The following is a 19,817-nucleotide window of genomic DNA, read 5'->3' as shown; positions in this document are numbered from 1 at the left end:
CTACTGGGCGGTGCGGAAGACTTCGATGCGATCGTCGAGATCGAACAGCAGCGCGATGAACCGCTGCACATCGGCCGCGGTGACGTCCTCCAGCGCGGCACGGCGCTGGGCAGGGGTCGCCACGTCTGCGTCATCGAGGTGATGTCGGTGCAGAAGCGATTCGATGATCTCCGAGTTGGACTCCAGCACGTAGTCGTCTCGCACAACGGCGATGGCCTGTGCGAGATCGCGCCCAGTGGGACCCTCGGCGATCAGCTCCGTCAAGATCTCGATCACCCGCGCGTGACCCGCCTCGAGACCTTCTGAAGCTCCCGTGGAGGTGATGCGGCCCTCCCAGCTGCCGAGCTCATGGCTCGGCGTCACGGAGGCATAGACCGAGTAGGCGTCGCCGAGCTCTTCGCGCACCCGCACGGTAAGCAGATCGTTGATCACGGCCTGAGCGACATCACCAACGACTGCCGACGCAGTGTCCACCCGCGCCGTCGCGCCGAACACGACGTCAAAGCCCGCAGCACCCGCATCGGCGTCCACCGGAACGGTGATGCGCTGCACACCAGCGGGGAAGTCCGGACGGCGGACCGCAAACGTGTCCGGCGGTCCCGCCGGTAGCGTGCCGATGTAGCGCGCTGCAAGGTCGGCCACAGCGGCGCGGCCCACGTCGCCGACCACCACCACCACCAGATCGTCCACGTCGCCCAGCCGCTCTCGGTACAGGCTCAGCAGTGAGTCTGCCGTGGTGGCATCGATCTGCGGTTGCGTGGCAATGAACTGATACCACGGGCTGCCTTGGTAGCGCGCGGACAGCAGCGCCAGCTCCGAGATCCACTGGGGAACGGCCTCCGCGTTGGCAAGCCGGTTGGTCATGGCCTGGACCTGCTCGCCAACAGCCACCTCGGTAACCCTTGGCTGGGTGACGTACTGATGCATCAAGGCGAACAACACCTCAAGATCATCGGCGCCGGACTGGCCCGAGAAGCCCTCTGAGAGCTCGGCGATGAACGGGGCGACCCGAGCCGCGGTCGAGGCTAGGTATTCGTCGAGCTGGGTCGGCGAGATGTCCCCGACCCCGCTGGCAGCCACTGCTGCGGCCGCATGGCGCACCAGCGCCGAGTCGCCGACGGACAGCGTCGACCAGCCGCCCAGGCTCTCTGCGACCACGTTCACCACACCCGCTGCAATCTCAGACGGCACGAACACCACACGAGCGCCGTTGGGGAACCGCCACTCGTAGGCATCGTCGAACAGGTCCACCGCGGCCTCGCCTGCAGGCGCTACCGGTGCGGGTCGCTCCATCAGGCTCGCTACCGCCGCCTCCGCTTCCGGCGGTGCCAGCGGCACCGCGGCGTCGACCGCTTCGAGCAGCTCCTGCGCAGTGGGCACCTCCGACGGCGCCGACCCGATCGACACCAACAGCGGCGGGGCCCGATCGAGCACCCAGCGCAGATGCGCCGTCAGCTCCTCCACCGAGTACGACTCCAGCAGAGCGGTCTGTCGCTCGACTCGGTCAGCGATCGACGAGATGTCGGCACCGCTCAGGAAGTATCCGGCGTATCCGGCAGCGAGCTCCTTGTCCTGAAGCGTCTCGGCCGTGTCGAGCTGGAGCTGCAGCGACGTCCGCAGCGAATCGACGGCCTGCTCCAGCTCGTCGCTCGTGAAGCCGAAATGCGCCGCGCCCCCGATCACCGACAAGTAATCGGTCGTGGCCTGAATCAAATCCGGCCCTTGGTAGTTCGTGCCGTACAGGCGCAATCCTCGGGCCGCCGCGAACGCCGCAAAGTGAGGCTCGGTGGCCTGCGCCATGAGGCCTGCCCGGAACGCAGCGTCCAGTCGAATGTCGGCCATCAGCGCGATCAGGTCTTCCATGATCCGCAGCCGCTCGCCGCCCACGGTGTCCTCCGGCCATGCAGGCAGCTGCCAGTCCAGCGAGACGTACTTGCCGCCGTGATCGGGATGGGTGACCACCGCGGCGAGTGGTTCGTCTACGAACTGCACCGTGAACGTGCTCCGGTCCGGCTGCGGAGGTGCCGACGGCGTGCGCGCTTCGAGGTCGGAGAAGTGCTCGGCCACGAGTGCTTCCATCTGGAACACGTCCAGATCGCCAACCACTACGAGGGCCATGTTGTCGGGCCGGTACCACGTGTCGTAGAAGGCCCGCAGGTCTTCGGCGCTCAGCGTCGAATTGGACGCCTCGCTGCCACCGACGAGCATGCCCTCGTACACCGTTCCTCGGTAGTAGATCTCATTCAAGAAATTGGAGATGCGACCGTCCGCTGACTCGTCCCGCAGCCGGTACTCGTCGAGGACGATGCCGCGTTCGTCCTCCACGTCTGCAGGCAGGATCGTCGCTGCCGACGCCCACTGCGACAGCACGGTGAACGCAGTGTCGAGCACCTCGGGATCGTCCAGCACGAACTCGAGGGTGTAGACGGTCTCATCCGCGCTCGTATACGCATTCAAATCGGGGCCGAAGTCGGTGCCCAAGTCACGCAGTGCTTGATCCAGCTCGTTCTTGGAGAAGCGCTCGGTGCCGTTGAACAGCATGTGCTCCAAGAAGTGGGCTGTGCCTTCCTTCCCCGGCGGATCCAAGACGGCACCGGCATTGACGACCAGATGCATGACCATCGACTCGCCCGGCGAGTCGTTCGAGCGCAGGTACACGGAAAGACCGTTTGCCAGCTGGCCGAGCAGGACCTCCGGGTCGATCGGCAGCGGTGTGTCGTCGAGGTCGGTCGGGTCGTAGTCGTTGAATGCACCCAGATCGGCCCGGGCGCCGGGTTGCACAGGTTCGTCTGCGCCTTCTGGTTCGCCGTTGCCTCCCGGTTCGTCGCCGCCGTCCGGCGCAGACTCGTCAGCGACTTGGGATGTGGCGGTTGTCTCGGTCGTCGCGGGACCATCGGCGGCAGAGGTTGTGGAGGTGGCGGCAGCACCGAGGGCGCCATCTGGCTGATCAGCGCCGAGGCCTGCGTCTGGGCCGTCGGGCGCACATGCTGTCGCCAGCACCACGAACGCGAACAGCGCGGCTGCGAGCCGGTGCCGGCGAGACTTGCCGGCCAGCGTTGCGTCAGCGCCGCAGATTCCCACTAACCGCACGTGCCTCACGGTACCTGTCCATACGGCCGGCGCCACGTCGCGGCGGCGAATTCGTGATGGCTGAGGCGCGACGGGGAAGATGCACCAACCAATGGCATACTTCCCCGCAGGCGAGCAGCCTCGGGCCGCCGCCCTGCCGACCTTCCGCAGCCGACGACCGCTTGGCGCTTGCATGACCATTCAGCTTCCAGAACTCCCGTACGCGCCTGATGCGCTTGCGCCGCACATCAGCGAGCGCACGATCGGCTACCACTACGGCAAGCACCACGCGGCGTACGTCAAGACGGTGAACGACCTCACGGCCGGCACGCCCGAGGGCGACCTCTCGCTGGAGGCGCTGGTGCGGTCGCTCACCCCCGACGCCGGCAACGCCAAGCTGTTCAACGCCGCTGCACAGGCGTGGAATCACGAGTTCTACTGGCGCTCGATGTCGCCCGACGGTGGCGGCGAGCCGGACGGCGATCTGGCCACCGCGCTGGCGGCCAGCTTCGGCAGCGTCGACGAATTTCGGCGTCGGTTTGCGTCCGAAGCGATGGGCAACTTCGCCTCGGGCTGGGGCTGGCTGGTGTACGACAGCCCGCCGTCGGACGCTGCAGCGTCCGACACCGCGGCCTCCACGAGGCAACGTGGCGCTCTGCGCATCGTGCAGACCGATGACGCCGACACGCCGTTGGCGGGCACCAGCTCGGCGGGCGCCACAGCAGCGCGGACGGTGCCGCTGCTGGTGGTCGACGTGTGGGAGCACGCCTACTACCTCGACTACCAGAACGCGCGCGCCGCGTACCTGGACGCATTCGTCGAGCACCTGATCTGCTGGGAATTCGCCTCGGCCAACTACGCAGCGGCTCGGCGCGCCGTCACTCGTGCCTGAGGCAGCGGCGGCCCAAGCCCGAACGCTCGCCGAGCTTGATCCGACGGTCGAACGGCTGCTGGCACGACATCTCCGCCAGACCAAGGAGTGGCATCCCCATGCGCTGGTGCCGTGGAGCCGCGGCAAGGACTTCGCACCCGACTACGAATGGTCGCCGGAGGAGGCGAACCTCAGTCCCGAAGCCCGCAGCGCGCTCTTCGTGAACGTGCTCACCGAGGAGAACTTGCCGTATTACTTCCGTGACAGCGAGCGCCTGTTCGGCCGCGAGGGCGCGTGGGGTGAGTGGGTCCGGCGCTGGACGGCAGAGGAAGGGCGACACGGCCGGGTCATCTACGACTACCTGTCGGTCACCCGCGCGCTCGACCCGGTGGCGCTGGAACGGGCACGCATGGCCCAAGTGCAGTGCGGCCGAGTGCCTCAGCCGCCGAGCCTGCTCGAAGGGCTCGCCTACGTGACGCTTCAGGAACTGGCCACCCGCATCGCCCACTTCAACACGGGGCGTCACATCGGCGATCCTGCCGGCAAGGCCATCATGCGCCGGGTCGCATTCGACGAGAACCTGCATTTCCTGTTCTACCGGGACGTGATGAGCGCAGCCGTCGAGATCGACCCCTCTAGCGCCGTGGTCGCCATTGCCAATCAGGTCAAGGGCTTCGCGATGCCCGGAGCGGGCATCACCGACTTCGACGCTCACTCCCGCATCATCGCCGAAGCCGGGATCTACGACCTGGCGATACACCACGACCAGATACTGCGCCCAGTCGTCATGCGCGACTGGAACCTTCCAGGACTGACGGAGCTCTCCGGAATCGCCGAGGCGGCGCGGGACCGGCTCGTGCAGATGATCGAACGCATCGGTCGCGTCGGACAGCGGCTGGCCGAGCGTTACGCCGAAGCGCGCAGCTCGCTGAACCGCGACGCAGCGCTGGCGTAGCGGCGCAGCGCTTCGACGACGCAGACCTGCATCTGGGCCGGCTTGTCTGCGCCGGCTGGGCTGGCTTGTCTGCGCCCGCTTCTAGACCAGTTCGATGAGCGCCATGGGGGCGTTGTCGCCCCGGCGGGGACCGAGCTTCAAGATTCGCGTGTAGCCGCCCGGCCTGCCCTCATAACGCGGGCCTATTTCGTCGATGAGCTTGTGAGCCATCTCCTGGTCGCCGTTGAGACTGGCAATGATCTGGCGGTGTCGCGCCAGTCCGCCCTTGCGAGCCTTGGTGATCAGCTTCTCCGCGTAGGGCCTCAGCGCCTTCGCTTTGGCCTCGGTGGTCTCGATGGCTTCCGCCGCGAACAACGACGCAGCCAAGTTGGCGAGCATGGAGCGCTGGTGGCCGGCGCTGCCGCCGAGGCGTCGTCCCTTCGTAGGGGCAGGCATGGTCAGCTGACCGCTGCGGGCTGGGCGGGCTCGGCGTGGGCGGTTTCGGCTTGGTCCGGCTCGGCAGGCGACGACGGGCTCATGCCTCGCAGGGCCAAGCCCCGCTCGTCAAGCTTCTCGATCACCTCGTCGAGGGACTTCTGACCGAAATTCGGAACCGTCATGAGCTCGTCCACCGTCTGGTCGAGCAGCTCGCCGATGGTGTTGAACTGCGCCCGCTTGAGACAGTTGCGAGCGCGCTCAGACAGTCCGAGGTCCTCGATGGGCCGCTCCAGCTCGTTGGTTCGGCCGGCGCCCGCTGCCACGTCGGCGATGTGCAAGCCGGCAGTCTCCGGCGACAGCTCCGCGATCATGAGCATCAGCCGGCACAGCGTGTCGCCAGCGGAAGCCAACGCCTCGCGCGGACTCATCGCGCCGTCAGTCTCGATGTCGAGCACCAGCCGGTCGAAATCGGTGGACTGCTCCACGCGCACCGGCTCGACTTCCACCGCCACGCGCCGCACCGGACTGAACAGCGCGTCGATGGGCATCACACCGATGGTGCTGGAGGCGCGGTCGCTCTCGGGTGCCGCATAGCCCCAACCGCGCTCGACCGTGAGGTCCATCGCCAGCCGGGCGTCTTCGCCCAACGTCGCGACGTGCAAGTCCGGCGTGAGGCACTCCACGTCGATGCCCCAGTCCACATGCCCTGCCAGCACCGGGCCTGCGCCGCGCTCGTCCATGCGCACCTCCACCGGCACGTCGCTGTGGCTGCGCAGCACCACGTCCTTGAGATTCAAGATGATGTCGGTGACGTCTTCGAGGACGCCGGCGATGGTGGTGAACTCGTGCAGGGCGTCGTCGAAGCGCACCTGGGTGATGGCTGCTCCGGGAATCGACGACAGCAGCGTGCGGCGCAGGGAGTTGCCCAGCGTGTGGCCGAATCCGGGTTCGAGCGGGCCGATGGCGAAGCGCTGCCGATTGCCTTCCGGCTCGCCGAGGACGTCGATCGTGGGTCGATGCATGACCAAGGTGTCGGAGAGTGACACATTCACCCCTTCGTGGGCTGCAGATGTGGACAGAACTGTTCGACTGTTCGGTGCGGCATGCCCCGCCGCTACTTGCTGTACAGCTCGACGATGAGCTGCTCGCGCACGGGGATCTCGATCTGTGATCGGACGGGCAGCTCCAGCACGGTGACCCGCTGGGCGCCGTCGCCCGCCTCCAGCCAAGCCGGCGGCGTGCGGTCCAGCACGTCCAGATTCCAGCGAATCGTGACGATCTCGCGGGATTTCGCCCGCAGCTCCACCACGTCGCCCTTGCGCGCCCGGAAGCTGGGGATGTTCACCCGTCGTCCGTTGACGTCGATGTGGCCATGGCCCACGAATTGCCGGGCCTGGGGACGAGTCGCCGCCCAGCCTGCCCGGTAGACGATGTTGTCGAGCCGCAGCTCGAGCAGTCGCAGCAGGTTCTCGCCCGTCACCCCGCGCTGACGCGCAGCATCTTCGTAGATGTTGCGGAACTGCCGCTCAGTGATCCCGTAGGTGAAGCGGCACTTCTGCTTCTCTTGCAGCTGCAGCAAGAACTCTGAGTTCTGGGCACGGCGCCGGCCGCGGCCGTGCTCGCCGGGCGGGTAGGGGCGCCTGTCGAGCGCCTTCGTCTCGCCCTCGGTCCCCCAGATGTTGGTGTTGAGACGCCGTGAGACGCGTGCTTTGGGACCCGTGTAACGAGACATCTCACACTCTCCGGCGCTTCGGAGGACGGCAGCCGTTGTGCGGCACCGGCGTCATGTCGCGAATGCCCTTGATCTCGATGCCGGAATTCTGAATGGAGCGGATGGCGGTCTCGCGGCCGGAGCCAGGGCCCTTCACCTGCACATGCACGCGGCGCACTCCATGCTCCATGGCACGCTCAGAAGCCTGCTCAGCCGCCTGTTGTGCAGCGAACGGCGTGGACTTGCGCGAGCCCTTGAAGCCGGCGTTCCCCGCCGATGCCCACGACACCACGTTGCCCTGCAAGTCCGTAAAGGTGATGATCGTGTTGTTGAACGAACTCTTGATGTGCGCCACGCCGTCGCCCACGTTCTTGCGTTCCTTGCGCCGTCCGCGCCGAGACTGCTGGTTCACTTGCGCACCTTCTTCTTGCCTGCCACGGTCTTGCGCGGACCCTTGCGCGTGCGCGCATTGGTGTGCGTGCGCTGGCCGCGTACCGGCAGGCCGCGCCGGTGGCGAACGCCTTGGTAGCAGCCGATCTCGATCTTGCGCTTGACGTCTTGGGCGACGTCGCGTCGCAGGTCGCCCTCGACGGTGAGATTGGCGTCGATGTGGTTGCGGATCCGAGCTACCTCGGCATCGGTCAGGTCGCGCACGCGGGTACGTCCGGCGATGTTCAGGTCGTCGCAGACCTGCTGGCTCGCCGAACGGCCGACGCCGTAGATGTAGGTGAGCGCGACCTCAACGCGCTTCTCGCGCGGCAGGTCGACGCCGGCGATACGGGCCATCGATGCAGAACTCCTGTCTCAGCCTTGCCGCTGCTTGTGCCGCGGATTCGAACAGATCACTCGTATGCGACCGTGGCGGCGGATGACGCGGCACTTGTCGCAGAATTTCTTGACGCTCGGACGGACTTTCATCAGGCAGCCTGCGATCTAGACGAACGAGCGAGTATAGGGGCCAACACGAAGGTCACCGCGCCCCCTCGGCCGCTTCGAGCGCAGCCACGATGCGGCGGTGTACCTCCGCAGGGGTGCCGAGGCCGTCCACGGTCACCAGCACTCCCTGGTCGGCGAACACTTTCCGCAGAGGCGCCGTTTCGGCCTCGTACAGCTCCAGCCTCCGCGCAATCGCCTCTGGCGTGTCGTCGGCGCGGCCGCGCTCGGACATCCGCTGGGTCACCGCGTCGTCGGGCACGTCCAAGTCGATCACGCAGTCCACGGTCTGAGGGGCGAGCAACGCAAAGAGGCCGTCTGCTTGGGCTTCAGTGCGAGGGAACCCGTCGAGCAGGAACCCCGCAGCGGCGTCGGGCTCGTTGAGCCGCTGCGCCACGATGCCCAGGATCAGCTCGTCGCTGACCAAGTCGCCTGCGTCCATGACCTCCTTGGCCTGCCTGCCCAGCTCGGTGCCCGCCGCCATCGCAGCGCGCAGCATGTCGCCGGTGGAGACATGGGCAACTCCGTAGCGCTCCACCAACAGCTCGCACTGGGTGCCCTTGCCGGCACCCTGCTTGCCCAGGATGACCAGCCGTCGTGTGCCCATCAGGCCAGGAACCCTTCGTAGTTGCGCATCAGCAGCTGACTGTCGACCTGCTTCATGGTCTCCAGCGCCACACCGGCCGCAATCAGAATCGACACGCCGCCGAAGCCGATTGCTGCGCCTGCACCGCCGGTGCCCAAGGCATCCAAGTCGCTGGTCAGCGACAGCAGCACACTGGGCAGCAACGCTACGGCTGCGATGAACAGCGACCCAGGCAGCGTGATGCGGTTCAGCACTCTGGACAAGTAGCGCTCGGTCTGCGGGCCGGGTCGGATGCCGGGAATGAAGCCGCCCTGTTTGCGAATGTTGTCCGCTTGGCGCACCGGGTCGAACGTGATCGCTGTGTAGAAGTACGCAAAGCCCACGATCAACCCGCCGAAGAACAAGATGTAGGCGATGTTGTCGGGCTGGGTGAGGTAGTCGTCGACGGTGGTCTGCAGCCAGCCCCAGTTCGCAATGTTGGACAGCAACACCGGCAGGAACAGCACCGAACTCGCGAAGATGACCGGGATGACGCCGGACTGGTTGACCTTCAGCGGGATGTAGGTGTTCTGCCCGCCGTAGAGCCTCCTGCCCACCTGCCGGCGGGAGAACTGCACCGGGATGCGCCGCTGACCCTGCTCGATGAAGATGATCGCCACCATCATCCCGGTTGCCACGACAATTGCTGCCGCCAGGTACACGGTGCCCTGCACCGCGAGCAGACGGGCCCCGTCGAAGGGAATGGTCGACACGACCGAGGCGAAGATCAGCAGCGACATGCCGTTGCCGACGCCTCGCTGGCTGATCAGCTCGCCCATCCACATGAGCAGTGCCGTGCCGGCGGTCAGCGACAAGATCACCAGCGCCACCCGGTTGAACGTGAAGTCCGGAATGACGATGACGCCGGCGGTGTTGCCCAGCGCCGTGCCCTGACCGCGGCCGAAGATGAACGTGATGCCCGTGGCCTGCACGAACGCGATGCCCAGCGTCAGGTAGCGGGTGTACTGGGTGAGCTTGCGCTGTCCCACCGCTCCTTGTTGCTGGAGCTGCTCGAAACGCGGGATCGCGACGGTGAGAATCTGAATGATGATCGACGCCGTGATGTAGGGCATGATCCCCAGCGCAAAGATGGCGAAGTTGGTGAGTGCGCCGCCTGAGAAGAGGTTCAGCAGTGCGAGCACGCCGCCGGTGGAGCTGGCTTGTTCGCGCAACGAGACGATGGCGTCGAAGTCGATGCCCGGCACCGGGACCTGCGAACCCAGCCTGTACGCCGCGATGATGAACAGCGTGAACAGGATCTTCCGGCGCAGGTCTGCTATGCGGAAGATGTTGCGCATGTGGCCGAGCACGAGGGACCTCTCAGCGATTGGTGTGCTGGTTGCCCTGGGCGGGCGGGCGGGGGCCGCCGAAGGTGGGCGGCAGGATGTCCACGCTGCCGCCGGCCTCCTCGATGGCCGCGCGGGCCGAGCCAGAGACTGCGTGAGCCTTCACGGCGATCGGCCTGCCGAGGTTGCCGCGACCCAGGATCTTGACCATGGCGCCCTTGGACACCAAGCCTCGGGCTCGCAGTTCGACCGGCGTGACCTCGTCGAGGCCGCACGCGTCGAGGGTGTCGAGATTGATCGGCTGATACTCGACGCGGAACGGGTTCTTGAATCCCTTGCGCTTGGGCAGGCGCACCTGCAGCGGCAGCTGCCCGCCCTCGTACCAGACCGGAACGGTGCCACGAGCGCGGGTTCCCTTGGTGCCGCGGCCGGCGGTCTTGCCGCCCTTGCCGCCGGTGCCGCGCGCCACCCGCTTGCGCCGGCGCCGTGACCCGGGCGGCGGGGCCAGGTCATGCAGTCTCAGCATTGCCGACCTCCTGCACGTCGACGAGATGACGAACCTTGCGCAGCATGCCGCGGATCTCGGGTCGATCCGGCAGCACATGGCTGCGGCCGATCTTGCCCAGGCCCAGCGCGCGCAGTGCGCCGCGCGCCTTGGGCTTGGCCCCGATGGCCGACCGCACCTGGGTCACCACCAGCTGGTTGGGGTCGGCTTGGTTCATGCCGGCGAACCTCCGGGCCCCGCCGTGGCCGCACTCAGCTTCCGCGAACGCTCGGATTCCCGGTAGGCCTCCAGCAGGCCGGCCGGGATGCACTCCTCCGGCGACAGCCCGCGCAGCTTGGCCACCTCGTCGGGACGCCTGAGGTCCGCCAAGCCCGCGATCGTGGCGCGGGCCACGTTGATGTGATTGGACGATCCGAGGGACTTCGCCAGCACGTCGCGGATGCCTGCTTCCTCCAGGATTGCGCGTGCAGCACCGCCCGCGATGACTCCGGTTCCGGGCGCTGCCGGCTGCAGCAGCACCTTGCCGGCACCCATGACTCCGAGCACCGGATGCACGATGGTGGCGCCTGCCAGAGGAACGGCGAAGAGGCTCTTGCGGGCCTCCTCGGTGCCCTTTTGGATGGCCAGCGGCACTTCTTTGGCCTTGCCGTAGCCGAGCCCGACTCGGCCGGCGCCGTCGCCGATCACCACGAGCGCGGAGAACGAGAAACGGCGGCCGCCCTTGACCACTTTGGCTACGCGATTGATGTCGATGACCCGCGATTCGCGCAGGCCGTCGTCTCCGCTGTGGCGAGGATTGTCGGACTGGCGGTCGCGGGGGCGCCGCCCGGCGCCGCGTTCGCCGCTGCTGCGCTCCCGCTCAGGACGGTTCTGCGAGGTGGGTGCTTCTGCCACGAGTCCTCCCTCAGAACTCCAGGCCGCCGGCACGGGCGGCATCTGCAAGGGCCGCGACACGGCCGTGGTATCGGTTGCCGCCCCGGTCGAAGGTGACCGTGGTGGTACCCGCCGCTCGCGCTCGCTCGGCAATGAGCCGGCCGATCTCGGCTGCGGCCGCGATATTGCCGCCGCCGTTCACGCCCGCTTCGTGCGACGATGCGGCGGCCAAGGTGCGGCCGGCTTGGTCGTCGATCAGCTGGGCGCTGATGTGGCGGTTGGACCGGAACACCGCCAGACGCGGACGCTCAGCGGTGCCGGTCACCTTCTTGCGGACGCGTCGGTGACGCCGATCGCGGCCCGCTGCCTTCGTGGGAACGCTCACTTCGCCGCCTTTCCGGCCTTGCGCAGCACACGCTCGTCGACGTAACGGATGCCTTTGCCCTTGTAGGGCTCGGGCTTGCGCAGCGCGCGGATGTTGGCCGCAACCTGCCCGACGAGCTGCTTGTCGATGCCCTTCACGACGATGGACGTCTGGCTTGGGACGTCGAAGCTGATGCCCTCGGGCGCGGTGAACGGCACCGCGTGGCTGAAGCCCAGCGACAGCTCCAGCGCATTCGGCCCTTTGGCGGCTGCGCGGTAGCCCACACCGACGATCTGCAGTTCCTTGGAGAAGCCCTGCGAGACTCCCTGCACCATGTTGGCGACGAGCGCGCGGCTGAGTCCGTGCAGCGAACGCTGAGTGCGGCTGGCGTCGGCGCATTCCACGACCGCCACCGAGCCCTCGGGGCCGTCGTCGAGGCGAACCCGGATGCCTGCCGCCAACGACTGGGTGAGCTTGCCGCCGGGGCCGGTGACGCTCACCACTTGGCCCACCGCCGAGTCGGCGTCGCCCGAGGCGCTCTGCGCGGTGACGGTGACCCCGTCGGGAATCGAGATGGGCGTCCTGCCGACGCGTGACACTGCGGCCTCCTACCAGACGTAGCAGAGGATCTCGCCGCCCATGCGGTTGCGACGAGCCTCGCGGTCGGTCATCAGGCCCCTACTGGTGGACAGCACGGCGATGCCGAGGCCGCCGAGCACGCGGGGAACCTTGTCGGACTTGGTGTACACCCGCAATCCAGGCTTGGAGACCCGCCGCAGCCCCGAGATGGTGCGATCTCGGTCACCGGTGTACTTCAGGTCGATGGTGAGCGTCCGGGCTGGGCCGTCGGCCTCGTCGCTCACTCGGTAGTCGCTCACGTAACCCTCACGCTTGAGGATTGCCGCGAGACGCTCCTTCTGCTTGGAGGACGGCATGACCACCTTGTCCTTGAACACCATGTTGGCGTTGCGGATGCGGGTGAGCATGTCCGCTATGGGGTCGGTCATCGACATACGGCCACCTCCCTGACCAACCGGCCTCTCATCAGCTGGCCTCTCACCAGCTGGCCTTCGTGACGCCCGGCACCTCGCCGGCATGAACCATCTCTCGCAAGCACACCCGGCACAGCCCGAATTTGCGGTACACCGACCTCGGCCTGCCGCAGACGCGACAGCGTGTGTACGCGCGCACCTTGAACTTCGGGGTGCGCTGCTGCTTGTTGACGAGTGCTTTCTTGGCCATCAGATCCGCCTTTGTGAAGCCTTGGTGGAGTCAGGGCTCTACTGAGCCGGGCCCTGCCGGAACGGGAACCCGAGAGCAACCAGCAGGGCGCGCCCGCCCTCGTCGTCTACGGCTGACGTCACCAAGGTGACGTCCATGCCGCGGATCTGGTTGACGCTGTCGTAGTCGATCTCCGGGAAGACCAGCTGCTCGGTGATGCCGAACGTGTAGTTGCCGTGACCGTCGAAGCTGCGCGGCGAGAGGCCGCGGAAGTCGCGGATACGAGGAATGGCCAAGGACACGAGCCTGTCGTAGAACTCCCACATCCGGTCCCGACGCATCGTCACCCGAGCACCGATCGCGTTGCCCTCGCGAAGCTTGAACCCCGCAATGGAACGCTTCGCCCGGGTGATCGCCGGCCGCTGACCGCAGATGCGGCTGAGGTCATCGATGGCACCCTCGAGCAAGCCCCGGTTCGTCAGCGCCGCTCCCACGCCCATGTTCACGCTGATCTTGGTGAGCTTGGGCACCTGCATGACGTTCGGGAGCCGCAGCTGCGCTTGCAGTTGCTCGCGGATCGTGTCTCGGTACAGCGCCTTCATGCGGGGCTGCGACCGCGGCGCGGCGCGCGTCTCGGTCTCGACCACCGACGACGCATCGGGCAGAGCTTCGGTCGTGCTCACGGCAGCTCCTCCCCCGAGACCCGGTGGTAGCGCACCTTGCGGTTGCCTTCGAAGCGGTAACCGACGCGGCCCGGCCGGCCCGTTCGCGGGCACATCACCGCCACGTTGGAGACGTCGATCGGCAGCAGGTAGTCGATGATCTGGCCTTCTTGGTTCTGCTGGGTAGGCCGCTGATGCTTGTGCCCCACATTCACGCCTTCCACCGTGATGCGGTGCCGCGCCAGATCCACCGACACCACCTCGCCTTCCTTGCCCTTGTCCGGGCCGGAGATGACGCGAACGCTGTCGCCCTTGCGGACGCGCAGCGGTGGTGGCTGGTTCTTGCGACGTGTCATGGTCTCGCTCCCCTCACAGGACTTCCGGAGCGAGCGACACGATGCGCATGAAGCGCTTGTCGCGCAGCTCGCGGCCGACCGGTCCGAAGATGCGGGTGCCTCGCGGCTGGCGGTTGTTGTCGACGAGCACCGCTGCGTTCTCGTCGAAGCGGATGTAGCTGCCGTCCGGGCGTCGGCGCTCCTTGCGCGTGCGCACCACGACACAGCGCACCACGTCGCCCTTGCGCACCGATGCACCGGGAATGGCGTCCTTCACGGTGGCGATGAACACGTCGCCGATGGACGCGTAGCGGCGGCCGGTGCCTCCCAGCACACGAATGCACAGCACCTCGCGGGCACCGGAGTTGTCGGCGACCTTGAGTCGCGATTCCTGTTGAATCATTGCGTCACCGCGCTCGCTCGACGATCTCCACGACACGCCAGTGCTTGGTCTTGGAGATCGGCCGGGTTTCCATGACGCGAACCCGATCGCCGGGGCTCGTCTGGGAGTTCGGATCGTGGACGTACAGCTTCTTCGTGCGCTGCACCGTCTTGAAGTAGCGCGGGTGGCGTACGCGCTCGGTCACCGAGACGACCGCGGTCCGGTCCATCTTGGTGGAAGTGACGATGCCCTCGCGTACCTTGCGCCGATTGCGTTCGGGCCGATTGCTGCTGGTTTGAGCGCTGTTGGGCCCAGTGCTGTTGGGCCCAGCGCTGTTGGGGGTCTCGGCGGCATCGCTGCTCATGGCTGGTCTCCTGGGGGTGCTGTGGCAGGTGCGGCAGAGTCCTGCGCGGCGCCGGGTGCGGTTGCCGGGCCGGTCGCCGCGGCACTGGGTGCGGGTGCGGTCGCGGCGGCATCGGGTGCAGTTGTGGTCGCTGGGGCCGGCAGTTCGGCTGCGGCGATCTCGCGCTCGCGCAACACGGTGTGGATGCGGGCGATATCGCGCTTGACGGCGCCGAGCTGCGCGGAGTTGTCGAGCTGGCCGGTCGCGAACGCGAAGCGCAGGTTGAACAGCTCCTTGCGGGCGCTGTCCAGCTCGTCGAGCAGCTGATCGTCGGTCAGGGTTCGAAGCGTCGCCGCGGCCGCCATCAGATGGCCTCTTCTCGTGAGATCACCCGCGCACGGATGGGCAGCTTCTGTATGGCGCGTTCCATCGCACCATGGGCCAGCTCTGCGTTCACACCGCCCAGCTCGAACATCACTCGGCCCGGCTTGACTACGGCAACCCACTTCTCGGGATTTCCCTTGCCGGAACCCATGCGCGTTTCCGCAGGCTTCGCGGTCACCGGCTTGTCCGGAAACACGTTGATCCACACTTTGCCGCCGCGCTTGACGTGGCGGGTCATGGCGATGCGCGCCGCTTCGATTTGACGAGCGGTGATCCAGCCGGGTTCGAGTGCCTGAATGCCATAGTCGCCGAAATGCACCGCTGTGCCGCCCTTGGTGCGACCCTTCATGCGCCCGCGATGCTCCTTGCGGTACTTCGTCTTGCGAGGCATCAACATCAGTCGTCTCCGGGCCTGAAGTTGGGCGTCTGGGCCTGGTCGCGTGTGGCCCGCTCGATCTGTTCTTCCTCTTCGAGCAGCCGCTCGAATTCGGGATCCGCCTCGCGCAGCAACGGTGCGGGTTCTTCGGGGGACAGATCCTCGAAGTCGCCGCGCCGACCGGCCGAGGAGACCACGCCTGCGGCGAGCGCGCCGTCACCTGAGGTCTGGCCGGTGGCCATTGCCGCCTCGCGGTGGATGCGGTCGTCGGAGGACACCTTGTAGGGCAGGATGTCGCCCTTGTAGAGCCACACCTTGACACCGATGCGGCCGGCCGTCGTGCGAGCCTCACGGAATCCGTAGTCGATGTCTGCGCGCAGCGTGTGCAGCGGCACGCGTCCTTCGCGGTACCACTCCGTTCGTGCCATTTCCGAGCCGCCCAAGCGGCCCGAGCACTGCACCCGGATGCCGAGCGCTCCGGCCTTCTGGGCGTTCTGCACGGCTCGCTTCATGGCCCGTCGGAACGCGACGCGCCCGGCGAGCTGATCTGCAACGCCCTGAGCGATGAGCGCCGCCTCGAGCTCTGGCTGCTTGATCTCTTGAATGTTGAGCTGAACCTTGGGATTGCCGGAAATCTGGCTGAGTCTGGTGCGCAGGCGATCTGCCTCGCTGCCGCGGCGTCCGATGACGATGCCCGGCCGGGCCGTGTGTACGTCGATCCGCAGACGGTCGCGGGTGCGTTCCACCTCGATACGGCTGATCGCTGCATGCGGCAGCTCGGTCCGCAGAAAGTCGCGGATCTTCCAGTCCTCGATGAGGTAGTCCTGATACTCCTTGTCGGCGTACCAACGGGACTTCCAGTCGCTGGTGACTCCCAGCCGGAACCCGTAGGGGTTGACCTTCTGACCCATGACTAACTGCCTTCCTTGGGCTCGGAGGCTGAGGGTTCCGCGGCCGAGGGTTCCGCGGCTGAGGGTTCCGATGCTGCCGGCACCGAGTCTGAGACCTCAGCGGCAGAGAGTTCAGCGGCCGCGGTGTCGGAAGCGGCGGTTTCGGATTCCGTGGCGGAGGGTTCCGCGGCGGGCTCAGCGGCGGCGGGCTCAGCGGCCGCTGTTTCAGCATCGGACTCCACGGCATCAGCATCTGCGCCGGCAGGAGCAGCCGCCGCACGGCTGGCCGCGACGCGGGCTGCACGCGCCGCCGATGCAGTTCGCGAACCCGAGGCCGCCAAGCGGGCCTCCCGCATCGCCAGTTCCTCAGTGCTGAGCTGCGCCACGATCACCGTGATATGGCACGTCTGCTTGAAGATGCGAGTTGCTCGGCCACGCGCCCGTGGGCGCCAACGCTTGAGCACCGGCCCATCGTCGGCCCAGCATTCGGCTACGTACAGCTCATCTGCGTCGAGCTGCTCGTTGTTGGTGGCGTTGGCCACGGCGCTCTCGAGCACCTTCGACACCACCTCAGCAGCGCCCCGCTCGCAAAAGCGCAGTCGGTCCCGTGCAAGGCCCAAGTCCTCGTCGCGAACCAAGTTGAGCACCGCCCGAGCCTTGGATGCGGACAAGCGTGCGTAACGGTGCGTGGCCTTCGCGCCGGCAATGACGTCGAGGTCGATCAGTCCGCTCATCGCCGTCGCCCGCCGCGCTCTTGGCCGGCGTGGAACCGGAAGGTCCGCGTCGGAGCGAACTCGCCCAGCTTGTGGCCGACCATCGATTCGGTCACATACACCGGCAGGTGCTTGCGCCCGTCGTGTACGGCGATGGTGTGACCGATCATCTCGGGAATGATCGTGGAGCGCCGGCTCCAGGTCTTGATGACCTTGCGCTCGCCGCTCTCGTTGAGCGCGTCGACCTTCGAGAGCAGGTGGTCGTCGACGAACGCACCTTTCTTGAGACTGCGCGGCATCGCTCTACCTCCGTGACCCGCGCGTCCGGCGACGGCGGACGATCAGATCGTCGGACTTGCGGTTCTTGGGCCGTGTGCGGCCCTCGGGCTTGCCCCACGGCGACACCGGGTGGCGACCACCGGAAGACTTGCCTTCGCCGCCGCCGAGCGGATGATCCACCGGGTTCATGGCCACACCGCGTGTCTGGGGCCTGACGCCTTTGTAGCGGTTCCGTCCGGCCTTGCCGATCTTGATGAGGTCGGCCTCGGCGTTGCCTACCGAGCCGATGGTCGCGCGGCAGTCGATCGGCACCCTGCGCATCTCCGTCGACGGCAGCCGCACGGTGGCGTAGGCGCCTTCTTTGGCCACCAGCTGCACGCTGGCGCCGGCGGATCGAGCCATCCGGCCGCCCGCGCCGGGCTTGAGCTCCACGTTGTGTACGGTGGTTCCCACAGGCACGTATCGCAGCGGCAGGGCGTTGCCGACGCGCACCTCGGCTTGGGGGCCGTTGGCGAGCTTGTCGCCGACCTGCAGACCTGCCGGTGCCAAGATGTAGCGCTTCTCGCCGTCGTGGTAGTGCAACAGGGCAATCCGCGCGTTGCGGTTGGGGTCGTACTCGACCGTTGCGACCGTGGCCGGCACGCCGTCCTTGTTGCGTCGAAAGTCGATCACCCGGTAGCGCTGTTTGTGGCCGCCGCCCCGGTGGCGAGCGGTCTTGCGCCCGTGGTTGTTGCGGCCGCCGGTGGAGTGCTGCTTGACGAGGAGCGAGCGCTCGGGCTTGGTGGCGGTGATGTCCGCGAAGTCAGAGACCGTCTGGAACCGTCTGCCGGGACTGGTCGGCTTGCGTGCTCGGATGCCCATGACGCCCTGCTTCAGGAGTTGAAGATCTGGATCGAGTCGCCCTCGACGAGGGTGACGATGGCCCGTTTGGCGTCGGGCCGCTTGCCGATGGTGTTGCTGCGACGGTTGCGGCGTGTCTTGCCCTTGCGGTTCAACGTGTTCACCTTGGCGACCTTGACGTCGAAGATCGACTCGACCGCTTGGCGGATCTGCGGCTTGGTGGCTGCTGGGTGGACGCGGAAGACGTAGATGCCTGCCTCCAAGAAGTCGTAGGACTTCTCGGAGATGACCGGAGCTAGCAGCACGGCGCGGTGATCCTTCACTGGTCCCGCGCCTCGCTCACCGGCAGTGTGTCGCGGGTGAACACCAGCCAGTCGGAGCGCAACACGTCGTACGCGTTCAGCTCGGCTGCTGCGACCGAGCGCACCGACGGAATGTTGCGGAAGCTGCGATCGGCGGTCCGGTGCTGCGGGCCGATGCCCAGAACGAGCAGAACCTGCCCCGACAGGGACAGGTTCTCCAGCACGGCGACGGCGTCTTTCGTGCGAGGCTGCGCGAAGCGCCATTCGTCGACGACCATGACGCGCTCGCTGCGAGCCCGGTCGCTGAGGGCGGATCGCAATGCCAGCCGCACGGTCTTGCGGTTGACCTTCTTGCGGTAGTCCCGAGGCTTGGGACCATGCGCCACGCCGCCGCCCGCCCACTGCGGAGAGCGGATCGAGCCGTGTCGAGCCCGACCGGTGCCCTTTTGCCGCCACGGCTTGGCGCCGCCGCCGCGCACTTCGGCGCGGGTGAGGGTGCTGTGCGAGCCGCTGCGGCGGGCGGCCCGCTGCGCCGTGACGGCTTGGTGCAGCGCCGCCATGTTCGGCTCGATGCCGAAGATGGTCTCGTCGAGTTCGACCGTGCCTGCGGTGCCACCCTCAGCGGTGCGGACGTCGAGTGTGAGGGCCATCGGCGTCGACCTCAGACCTGCGCCGGTGCCGTGCCCGCCGACGCGCCCGCCGGCATCTTGACGGCATTGCGGACGATGACCGTGCCGCCCTTGGGCCCTGGGACCGAGCCGCAGACCAACAGCAGGCCGCGGTCCGCATCGGCCTCGACGACGGTGAGATTGAGCGTGGTCACCTTCTGCCCACCGAGGCGGCCGGCCATGCGGGTGCCCTTGAACACTCGCGAAGGCGTGGCGCACGCGCCGATGGCGCCGGGCGCTCGATGGACGCGGTGGGCGCCGTGGCTGGCTCGCTGCCCCGCGAAATTGTGTCGCTTCATGGTTCCGGCGAAGCCCTTGCCCTTGGAGGTGGCGGTGACGTCCACCAGCTCGCCGGAACGAAAGAGGTCGGCACCCAGCTGGGTGCCGACCGTCAGTTCGCTCACGTCGTCGAGCCGAAGTTCTACGAGACGCACGCCGGGATCGGTGCCGGCTCGCTCGTACTCGCCGACAGTGGGCTTGTTGAGCTTGCGCGCGTCGCGGTGACCGTAGGTGACCTGGACTGCGGTGTAGCCGTCCTGCTCCATCGTGCGGACTCGCGTCACGCGGCAGTCGTCGACGCGCAGCACCGTGACTGGGACGACGCAGTTGTCGTCGTCCCAGAGCTGTGTCATGCCGACCTTGGTGGCGACGAGCGCCTTGTTCGCCATGTGCGCGTCTCTCTCGTTACGGCTTTCACCATGCGAACGCTCCGCACGGGGCTGCCGGCGGAGCGGTTCTGAGGTTGTGCCGGCCGGTTCCGCGTGCTCACCGCCTCGTCGCGTTGGGCGTCGTTGCGTTGAGCACCCGGCCTAG

The 19,817-nt window shown here is 67.2% G+C and carries 30 protein-coding genes and 1 pseudogene; 2 read left to right on the top strand and 29 right to left on the bottom strand.

The annotated features are described in order from the left end of the window. Positions 1–3,090: an insulinase family protein gene (locus tag ACOGI4_RS04100; RefSeq protein WP_419842658.1), complete on the bottom strand. Its 3,090-nt coding sequence runs from the start codon at positions 3,088–3,090 to the stop codon at positions 1–3. 172 nt (positions 3,091–3,262) lie between these two features. Between ACOGI4_RS04100 and ACOGI4_RS04095 the strand changes: the two genes are divergently transcribed. Further along, positions 3,263–3,961, top strand: coding sequence for a superoxide dismutase (locus tag ACOGI4_RS04095; RefSeq protein WP_419842657.1), 699 nt, complete (start codon positions 3,263–3,265; stop codon positions 3,959–3,961). Then, a complete protein-coding gene (locus tag ACOGI4_RS04090) occupies positions 3,954–4,895 on the top strand; it encodes an acyl-ACP desaturase (RefSeq protein WP_419842656.1) in 942 nt (313 codons plus the stop codon). Before ACOGI4_RS04095 ends, ACOGI4_RS04090 begins: the two co-directional genes overlap by 8 nt. Before the next feature lie 84 nt (positions 4,896–4,979). On the opposite strand, the pseudogene rplQ reads toward ACOGI4_RS04090, so the two are convergent. From rplQ to rplC, 28 genes and pseudogenes are all read right to left on the bottom strand, one after another. Further along, positions 4,980–5,330: pseudogene (gene rplQ / locus ACOGI4_RS04085) on the bottom strand (50S ribosomal protein L17); the annotation flags it as partial. Positions 5,331–5,332: 2 nt separating this feature from the next. Continuing rightward, positions 5,333–6,358, bottom strand: a complete 1,026-nt coding sequence (locus ACOGI4_RS04080) for a DNA-directed RNA polymerase subunit alpha (protein ID WP_419842655.1) — start codon at positions 6,356–6,358, stop codon at positions 5,333–5,335. 68 nt (positions 6,359–6,426) lie between these two features. Then, entirely contained in the window at positions 6,427–7,044 is a 618-nt protein-coding gene (gene rpsD / locus ACOGI4_RS04075) for a 30S ribosomal protein S4 (protein ID WP_419842654.1), read from the bottom strand. Position 7,045: 1 nt separating this feature from the next. Next, positions 7,046–7,435: a 30S ribosomal protein S11 gene (rpsK, locus tag ACOGI4_RS04070; RefSeq protein WP_419842653.1), complete on the bottom strand. Its 390-nt coding sequence runs from the start codon at positions 7,433–7,435 to the stop codon at positions 7,046–7,048. Continuing rightward, positions 7,432–7,809: a 30S ribosomal protein S13 gene (gene rpsM, locus ACOGI4_RS04065; protein WP_419842652.1), complete on the bottom strand. Its 378-nt coding sequence runs from the start codon at positions 7,807–7,809 to the stop codon at positions 7,432–7,434. Before rpsM ends, rpsK begins: the two co-directional genes overlap by 4 nt. Before the next feature lie 18 nt (positions 7,810–7,827). Then, positions 7,828–7,941: a 50S ribosomal protein L36 gene (rpmJ, locus tag ACOGI4_RS04060; protein ID WP_419842651.1), complete on the bottom strand. Its 114-nt coding sequence runs from the start codon at positions 7,939–7,941 to the stop codon at positions 7,828–7,830. Positions 7,942–7,993: 52 nt separating this feature from the next. Continuing rightward, complete coding sequence (locus ACOGI4_RS04055; RefSeq protein ID WP_419842650.1) at positions 7,994–8,563, bottom strand: adenylate kinase; 570 nt, start codon at positions 8,561–8,563, stop codon at positions 7,994–7,996. Then, positions 8,563–9,891 (bottom strand): preprotein translocase subunit SecY, encoded by a 1,329-nt coding sequence (gene secY / locus ACOGI4_RS04050; RefSeq protein WP_419842649.1) that lies wholly within the window; start codon positions 9,889–9,891, stop codon positions 8,563–8,565. The genes ACOGI4_RS04055 and secY overlap by 1 nt, the downstream gene beginning before the upstream one ends. A gap of 10 nt (positions 9,892–9,901) precedes the next feature. Beyond that, on the bottom strand, positions 9,902–10,393 hold the full coding sequence (rplO, locus tag ACOGI4_RS04045) for a 50S ribosomal protein L15 (protein WP_419842648.1): 492 nt from the start codon (positions 10,391–10,393) through the stop codon (positions 9,902–9,904). Then, positions 10,377–10,589 carry a 50S ribosomal protein L30 gene (gene rpmD / locus ACOGI4_RS04040; RefSeq protein ID WP_419842647.1) on the bottom strand — a complete coding sequence of 71 codons (213 nt, stop codon included), beginning with the start codon at positions 10,587–10,589 and terminating at the stop codon, positions 10,377–10,379. The genes rplO and rpmD overlap by 17 nt, the downstream gene beginning before the upstream one ends. Next, on the bottom strand, positions 10,586–11,308 hold the full coding sequence (gene rpsE / locus ACOGI4_RS04035; protein WP_419843085.1) for a 30S ribosomal protein S5: 723 nt from the start codon (positions 11,306–11,308) through the stop codon (positions 10,586–10,588). The genes rpmD and rpsE overlap by 4 nt, the downstream gene beginning before the upstream one ends. After that, a complete protein-coding gene (gene rplR / locus ACOGI4_RS04030; protein ID WP_419842646.1) occupies positions 11,277–11,630 on the bottom strand; it encodes a 50S ribosomal protein L18 in 354 nt (117 codons plus the stop codon). The genes rpsE and rplR overlap by 32 nt, the downstream gene beginning before the upstream one ends. Beyond that, positions 11,627–12,208, bottom strand: coding sequence for a 50S ribosomal protein L6 (gene rplF / locus ACOGI4_RS04025; protein WP_419842645.1), 582 nt, complete (start codon positions 12,206–12,208; stop codon positions 11,627–11,629). The genes rplR and rplF overlap by 4 nt, the downstream gene beginning before the upstream one ends. Before the next feature lie 9 nt (positions 12,209–12,217). Beyond that, entirely contained in the window at positions 12,218–12,622 is a 405-nt protein-coding gene (gene rpsH / locus ACOGI4_RS04020; protein ID WP_419842644.1) for a 30S ribosomal protein S8, read from the bottom strand. 43 nt (positions 12,623–12,665) lie between these two features. Beyond that, positions 12,666–12,851: a type Z 30S ribosomal protein S14 gene (locus ACOGI4_RS04015; protein ID WP_323671042.1), complete on the bottom strand. Its 186-nt coding sequence runs from the start codon at positions 12,849–12,851 to the stop codon at positions 12,666–12,668. 38 nt (positions 12,852–12,889) lie between these two features. Further along, on the bottom strand, positions 12,890–13,432 hold the full coding sequence (gene rplE, locus ACOGI4_RS04010) for a 50S ribosomal protein L5 (protein ID WP_419843084.1): 543 nt from the start codon (positions 13,430–13,432) through the stop codon (positions 12,890–12,892). Between the two features lie 77 nt (positions 13,433–13,509). After that, a complete protein-coding gene (rplX, locus tag ACOGI4_RS04005) occupies positions 13,510–13,818 on the bottom strand; it encodes a 50S ribosomal protein L24 (protein ID WP_419843083.1) in 309 nt (102 codons plus the stop codon). A gap of 43 nt (positions 13,819–13,861) precedes the next feature. Further along, the gene (gene rplN, locus ACOGI4_RS04000) at positions 13,862–14,230 is read right to left on the bottom strand and encodes a 50S ribosomal protein L14 (protein ID WP_419842643.1); all 369 of its coding nucleotides are present in this window, start codon (positions 14,228–14,230) and stop codon (positions 13,862–13,864) included. Between the two features lie 4 nt (positions 14,231–14,234). Next, complete coding sequence (gene rpsQ, locus ACOGI4_RS03995; RefSeq protein WP_419842642.1) at positions 14,235–14,573, bottom strand: 30S ribosomal protein S17; 339 nt, start codon at positions 14,571–14,573, stop codon at positions 14,235–14,237. Then, on the bottom strand, positions 14,570–14,917 hold the full coding sequence (gene rpmC, locus ACOGI4_RS03990) for a 50S ribosomal protein L29 (protein WP_419842641.1): 348 nt from the start codon (positions 14,915–14,917) through the stop codon (positions 14,570–14,572). Before rpmC ends, rpsQ begins: the two co-directional genes overlap by 4 nt. Then, a complete protein-coding gene (gene rplP, locus ACOGI4_RS03985) occupies positions 14,917–15,333 on the bottom strand; it encodes a 50S ribosomal protein L16 (protein WP_419842640.1) in 417 nt (138 codons plus the stop codon). The genes rpmC and rplP overlap by 1 nt, the downstream gene beginning before the upstream one ends. Continuing rightward, a complete protein-coding gene (gene rpsC, locus ACOGI4_RS03980; protein WP_419842639.1) occupies positions 15,333–16,223 on the bottom strand; it encodes a 30S ribosomal protein S3 in 891 nt (296 codons plus the stop codon). Before rpsC ends, rplP begins: the two co-directional genes overlap by 1 nt. Positions 16,224–16,225: 2 nt before the next feature. Next, a complete protein-coding gene (gene rplV / locus ACOGI4_RS03975) occupies positions 16,226–16,936 on the bottom strand; it encodes a 50S ribosomal protein L22 (protein WP_419842638.1) in 711 nt (236 codons plus the stop codon). Beyond that, the gene (rpsS, locus tag ACOGI4_RS03970; RefSeq protein WP_419842637.1) at positions 16,933–17,214 is read right to left on the bottom strand and encodes a 30S ribosomal protein S19; all 282 of its coding nucleotides are present in this window, start codon (positions 17,212–17,214) and stop codon (positions 16,933–16,935) included. The genes rplV and rpsS overlap by 4 nt, the downstream gene beginning before the upstream one ends. Before the next feature lie 4 nt (positions 17,215–17,218). Next, positions 17,219–18,055 (bottom strand): 50S ribosomal protein L2, encoded by an 837-nt coding sequence (gene rplB, locus ACOGI4_RS03965; protein ID WP_419842636.1) that lies wholly within the window; start codon positions 18,053–18,055, stop codon positions 17,219–17,221. Positions 18,056–18,066: 11 nt separating this feature from the next. Then, entirely contained in the window at positions 18,067–18,357 is a 291-nt protein-coding gene (gene rplW, locus ACOGI4_RS03960; protein WP_419842635.1) for a 50S ribosomal protein L23, read from the bottom strand. Beyond that, complete coding sequence (rplD, locus tag ACOGI4_RS03955; RefSeq protein ID WP_419842634.1) at positions 18,354–18,986, bottom strand: 50S ribosomal protein L4; 633 nt, start codon at positions 18,984–18,986, stop codon at positions 18,354–18,356. The genes rplW and rplD overlap by 4 nt, the downstream gene beginning before the upstream one ends. 11 nt (positions 18,987–18,997) lie before the next feature. Beyond that, entirely contained in the window at positions 18,998–19,672 is a 675-nt protein-coding gene (gene rplC, locus ACOGI4_RS03950) for a 50S ribosomal protein L3 (RefSeq protein ID WP_419842633.1), read from the bottom strand. Between the last annotated feature and the right edge of the window lie 145 nt (positions 19,673–19,817).

Origin of the sequence: Candidatus Poriferisodalis sp. (assembly GCF_965205175.1) — a bacterium.
Lineage (GTDB): Bacteria > Actinomycetota > Acidimicrobiia > Acidimicrobiales > Poriferisodalaceae > Poriferisodalis.
This window is presented reverse-complemented; position numbering and strand designations above follow the sequence as displayed.

Bases quoted from the DNA above. Each gene is read 5' to 3' on its own strand.
- ACOGI4_RS04015 (WP_323671042.1), bottom strand. From the start codon at position 12,851: ATGGCCAAGAAAGCACTCGTCAACAAGCAGCAGCGCACCCCGAAGTTC.
- rpsQ (WP_419842642.1), bottom strand. From the start codon at position 14,573: ATGAGCAGCGATGCCGCCGAGACCCCCAACAGCGCTGGGCCCAACAGC.
- ACOGI4_RS04055 (WP_419842650.1), bottom strand. From the start codon at position 8,563: ATGGGCACACGACGGCTGGTCATCCTGGGCAAGCAGGGTGCCGGCAAG.
- rpmD (WP_419842647.1), bottom strand. From the start codon at position 10,589: ATGAACCAAGCCGACCCCAACCAGCTGGTGGTGACCCAGGTGCGGTCG.
- rplN (WP_419842643.1), bottom strand. From the start codon at position 14,230: ATGATTCAACAGGAATCGCGACTCAAGGTCGCCGACAACTCCGGTGCC.
- rpsH (WP_419842644.1), bottom strand. From the start codon at position 12,622: ATGTCGATGACCGACCCCATAGCGGACATGCTCACCCGCATCCGCAAC.
- rplC (WP_419842633.1), bottom strand. From the start codon at position 19,672: ATGGCGAACAAGGCGCTCGTCGCCACCAAGGTCGGCATGACACAGCTC.
- rpsM (WP_419842652.1), bottom strand. From the start codon at position 7,809: ATGGCCCGTATCGCCGGCGTCGACCTGCCGCGCGAGAAGCGCGTTGAG.
- rplE (WP_419843084.1), bottom strand. From the start codon at position 13,432: ATGAAGGCGCTGTACCGAGACACGATCCGCGAGCAACTGCAAGCGCAG.
- rpsC (WP_419842639.1), bottom strand. From the start codon at position 16,223: ATGGGTCAGAAGGTCAACCCCTACGGGTTCCGGCTGGGAGTCACCAGC.
- rpmJ (WP_419842651.1), bottom strand. From the start codon at position 7,941: ATGAAAGTCCGTCCGAGCGTCAAGAAATTCTGCGACAAGTGCCGCGTC.
- rpsE (WP_419843085.1), bottom strand. From the start codon at position 11,308: ATGCCGCCCGTGCCGGCGGCCTGGAGTTCTGAGGGAGGACTCGTGGCA.
- rpsD (WP_419842654.1), bottom strand. From the start codon at position 7,044: ATGTCTCGTTACACGGGTCCCAAAGCACGCGTCTCACGGCGTCTCAAC.
- rplV (WP_419842638.1), bottom strand. From the start codon at position 16,936: ATGAGCGGACTGATCGACCTCGACGTCATTGCCGGCGCGAAGGCCACG.
- rpsS (WP_419842637.1), bottom strand. From the start codon at position 17,214: ATGCCGCGCAGTCTCAAGAAAGGTGCGTTCGTCGACGACCACCTGCTC.
- rplB (WP_419842636.1), bottom strand. From the start codon at position 18,055: ATGGGCATCCGAGCACGCAAGCCGACCAGTCCCGGCAGACGGTTCCAG.
- rplO (WP_419842648.1), bottom strand. From the start codon at position 10,393: ATGCTGAGACTGCATGACCTGGCCCCGCCGCCCGGGTCACGGCGCCGG.
- rplD (WP_419842634.1), bottom strand. From the start codon at position 18,986: ATGGCCCTCACACTCGACGTCCGCACCGCTGAGGGTGGCACCGCAGGC.
- ACOGI4_RS04095 (WP_419842657.1), top strand. From the start codon at position 3,263: ATGACCATTCAGCTTCCAGAACTCCCGTACGCGCCTGATGCGCTTGCG.
- rpmC (WP_419842641.1), bottom strand. From the start codon at position 14,917: ATGGCGGCCGCGGCGACGCTTCGAACCCTGACCGACGATCAGCTGCTC.
- rplP (WP_419842640.1), bottom strand. From the start codon at position 15,333: ATGTTGATGCCTCGCAAGACGAAGTACCGCAAGGAGCATCGCGGGCGC.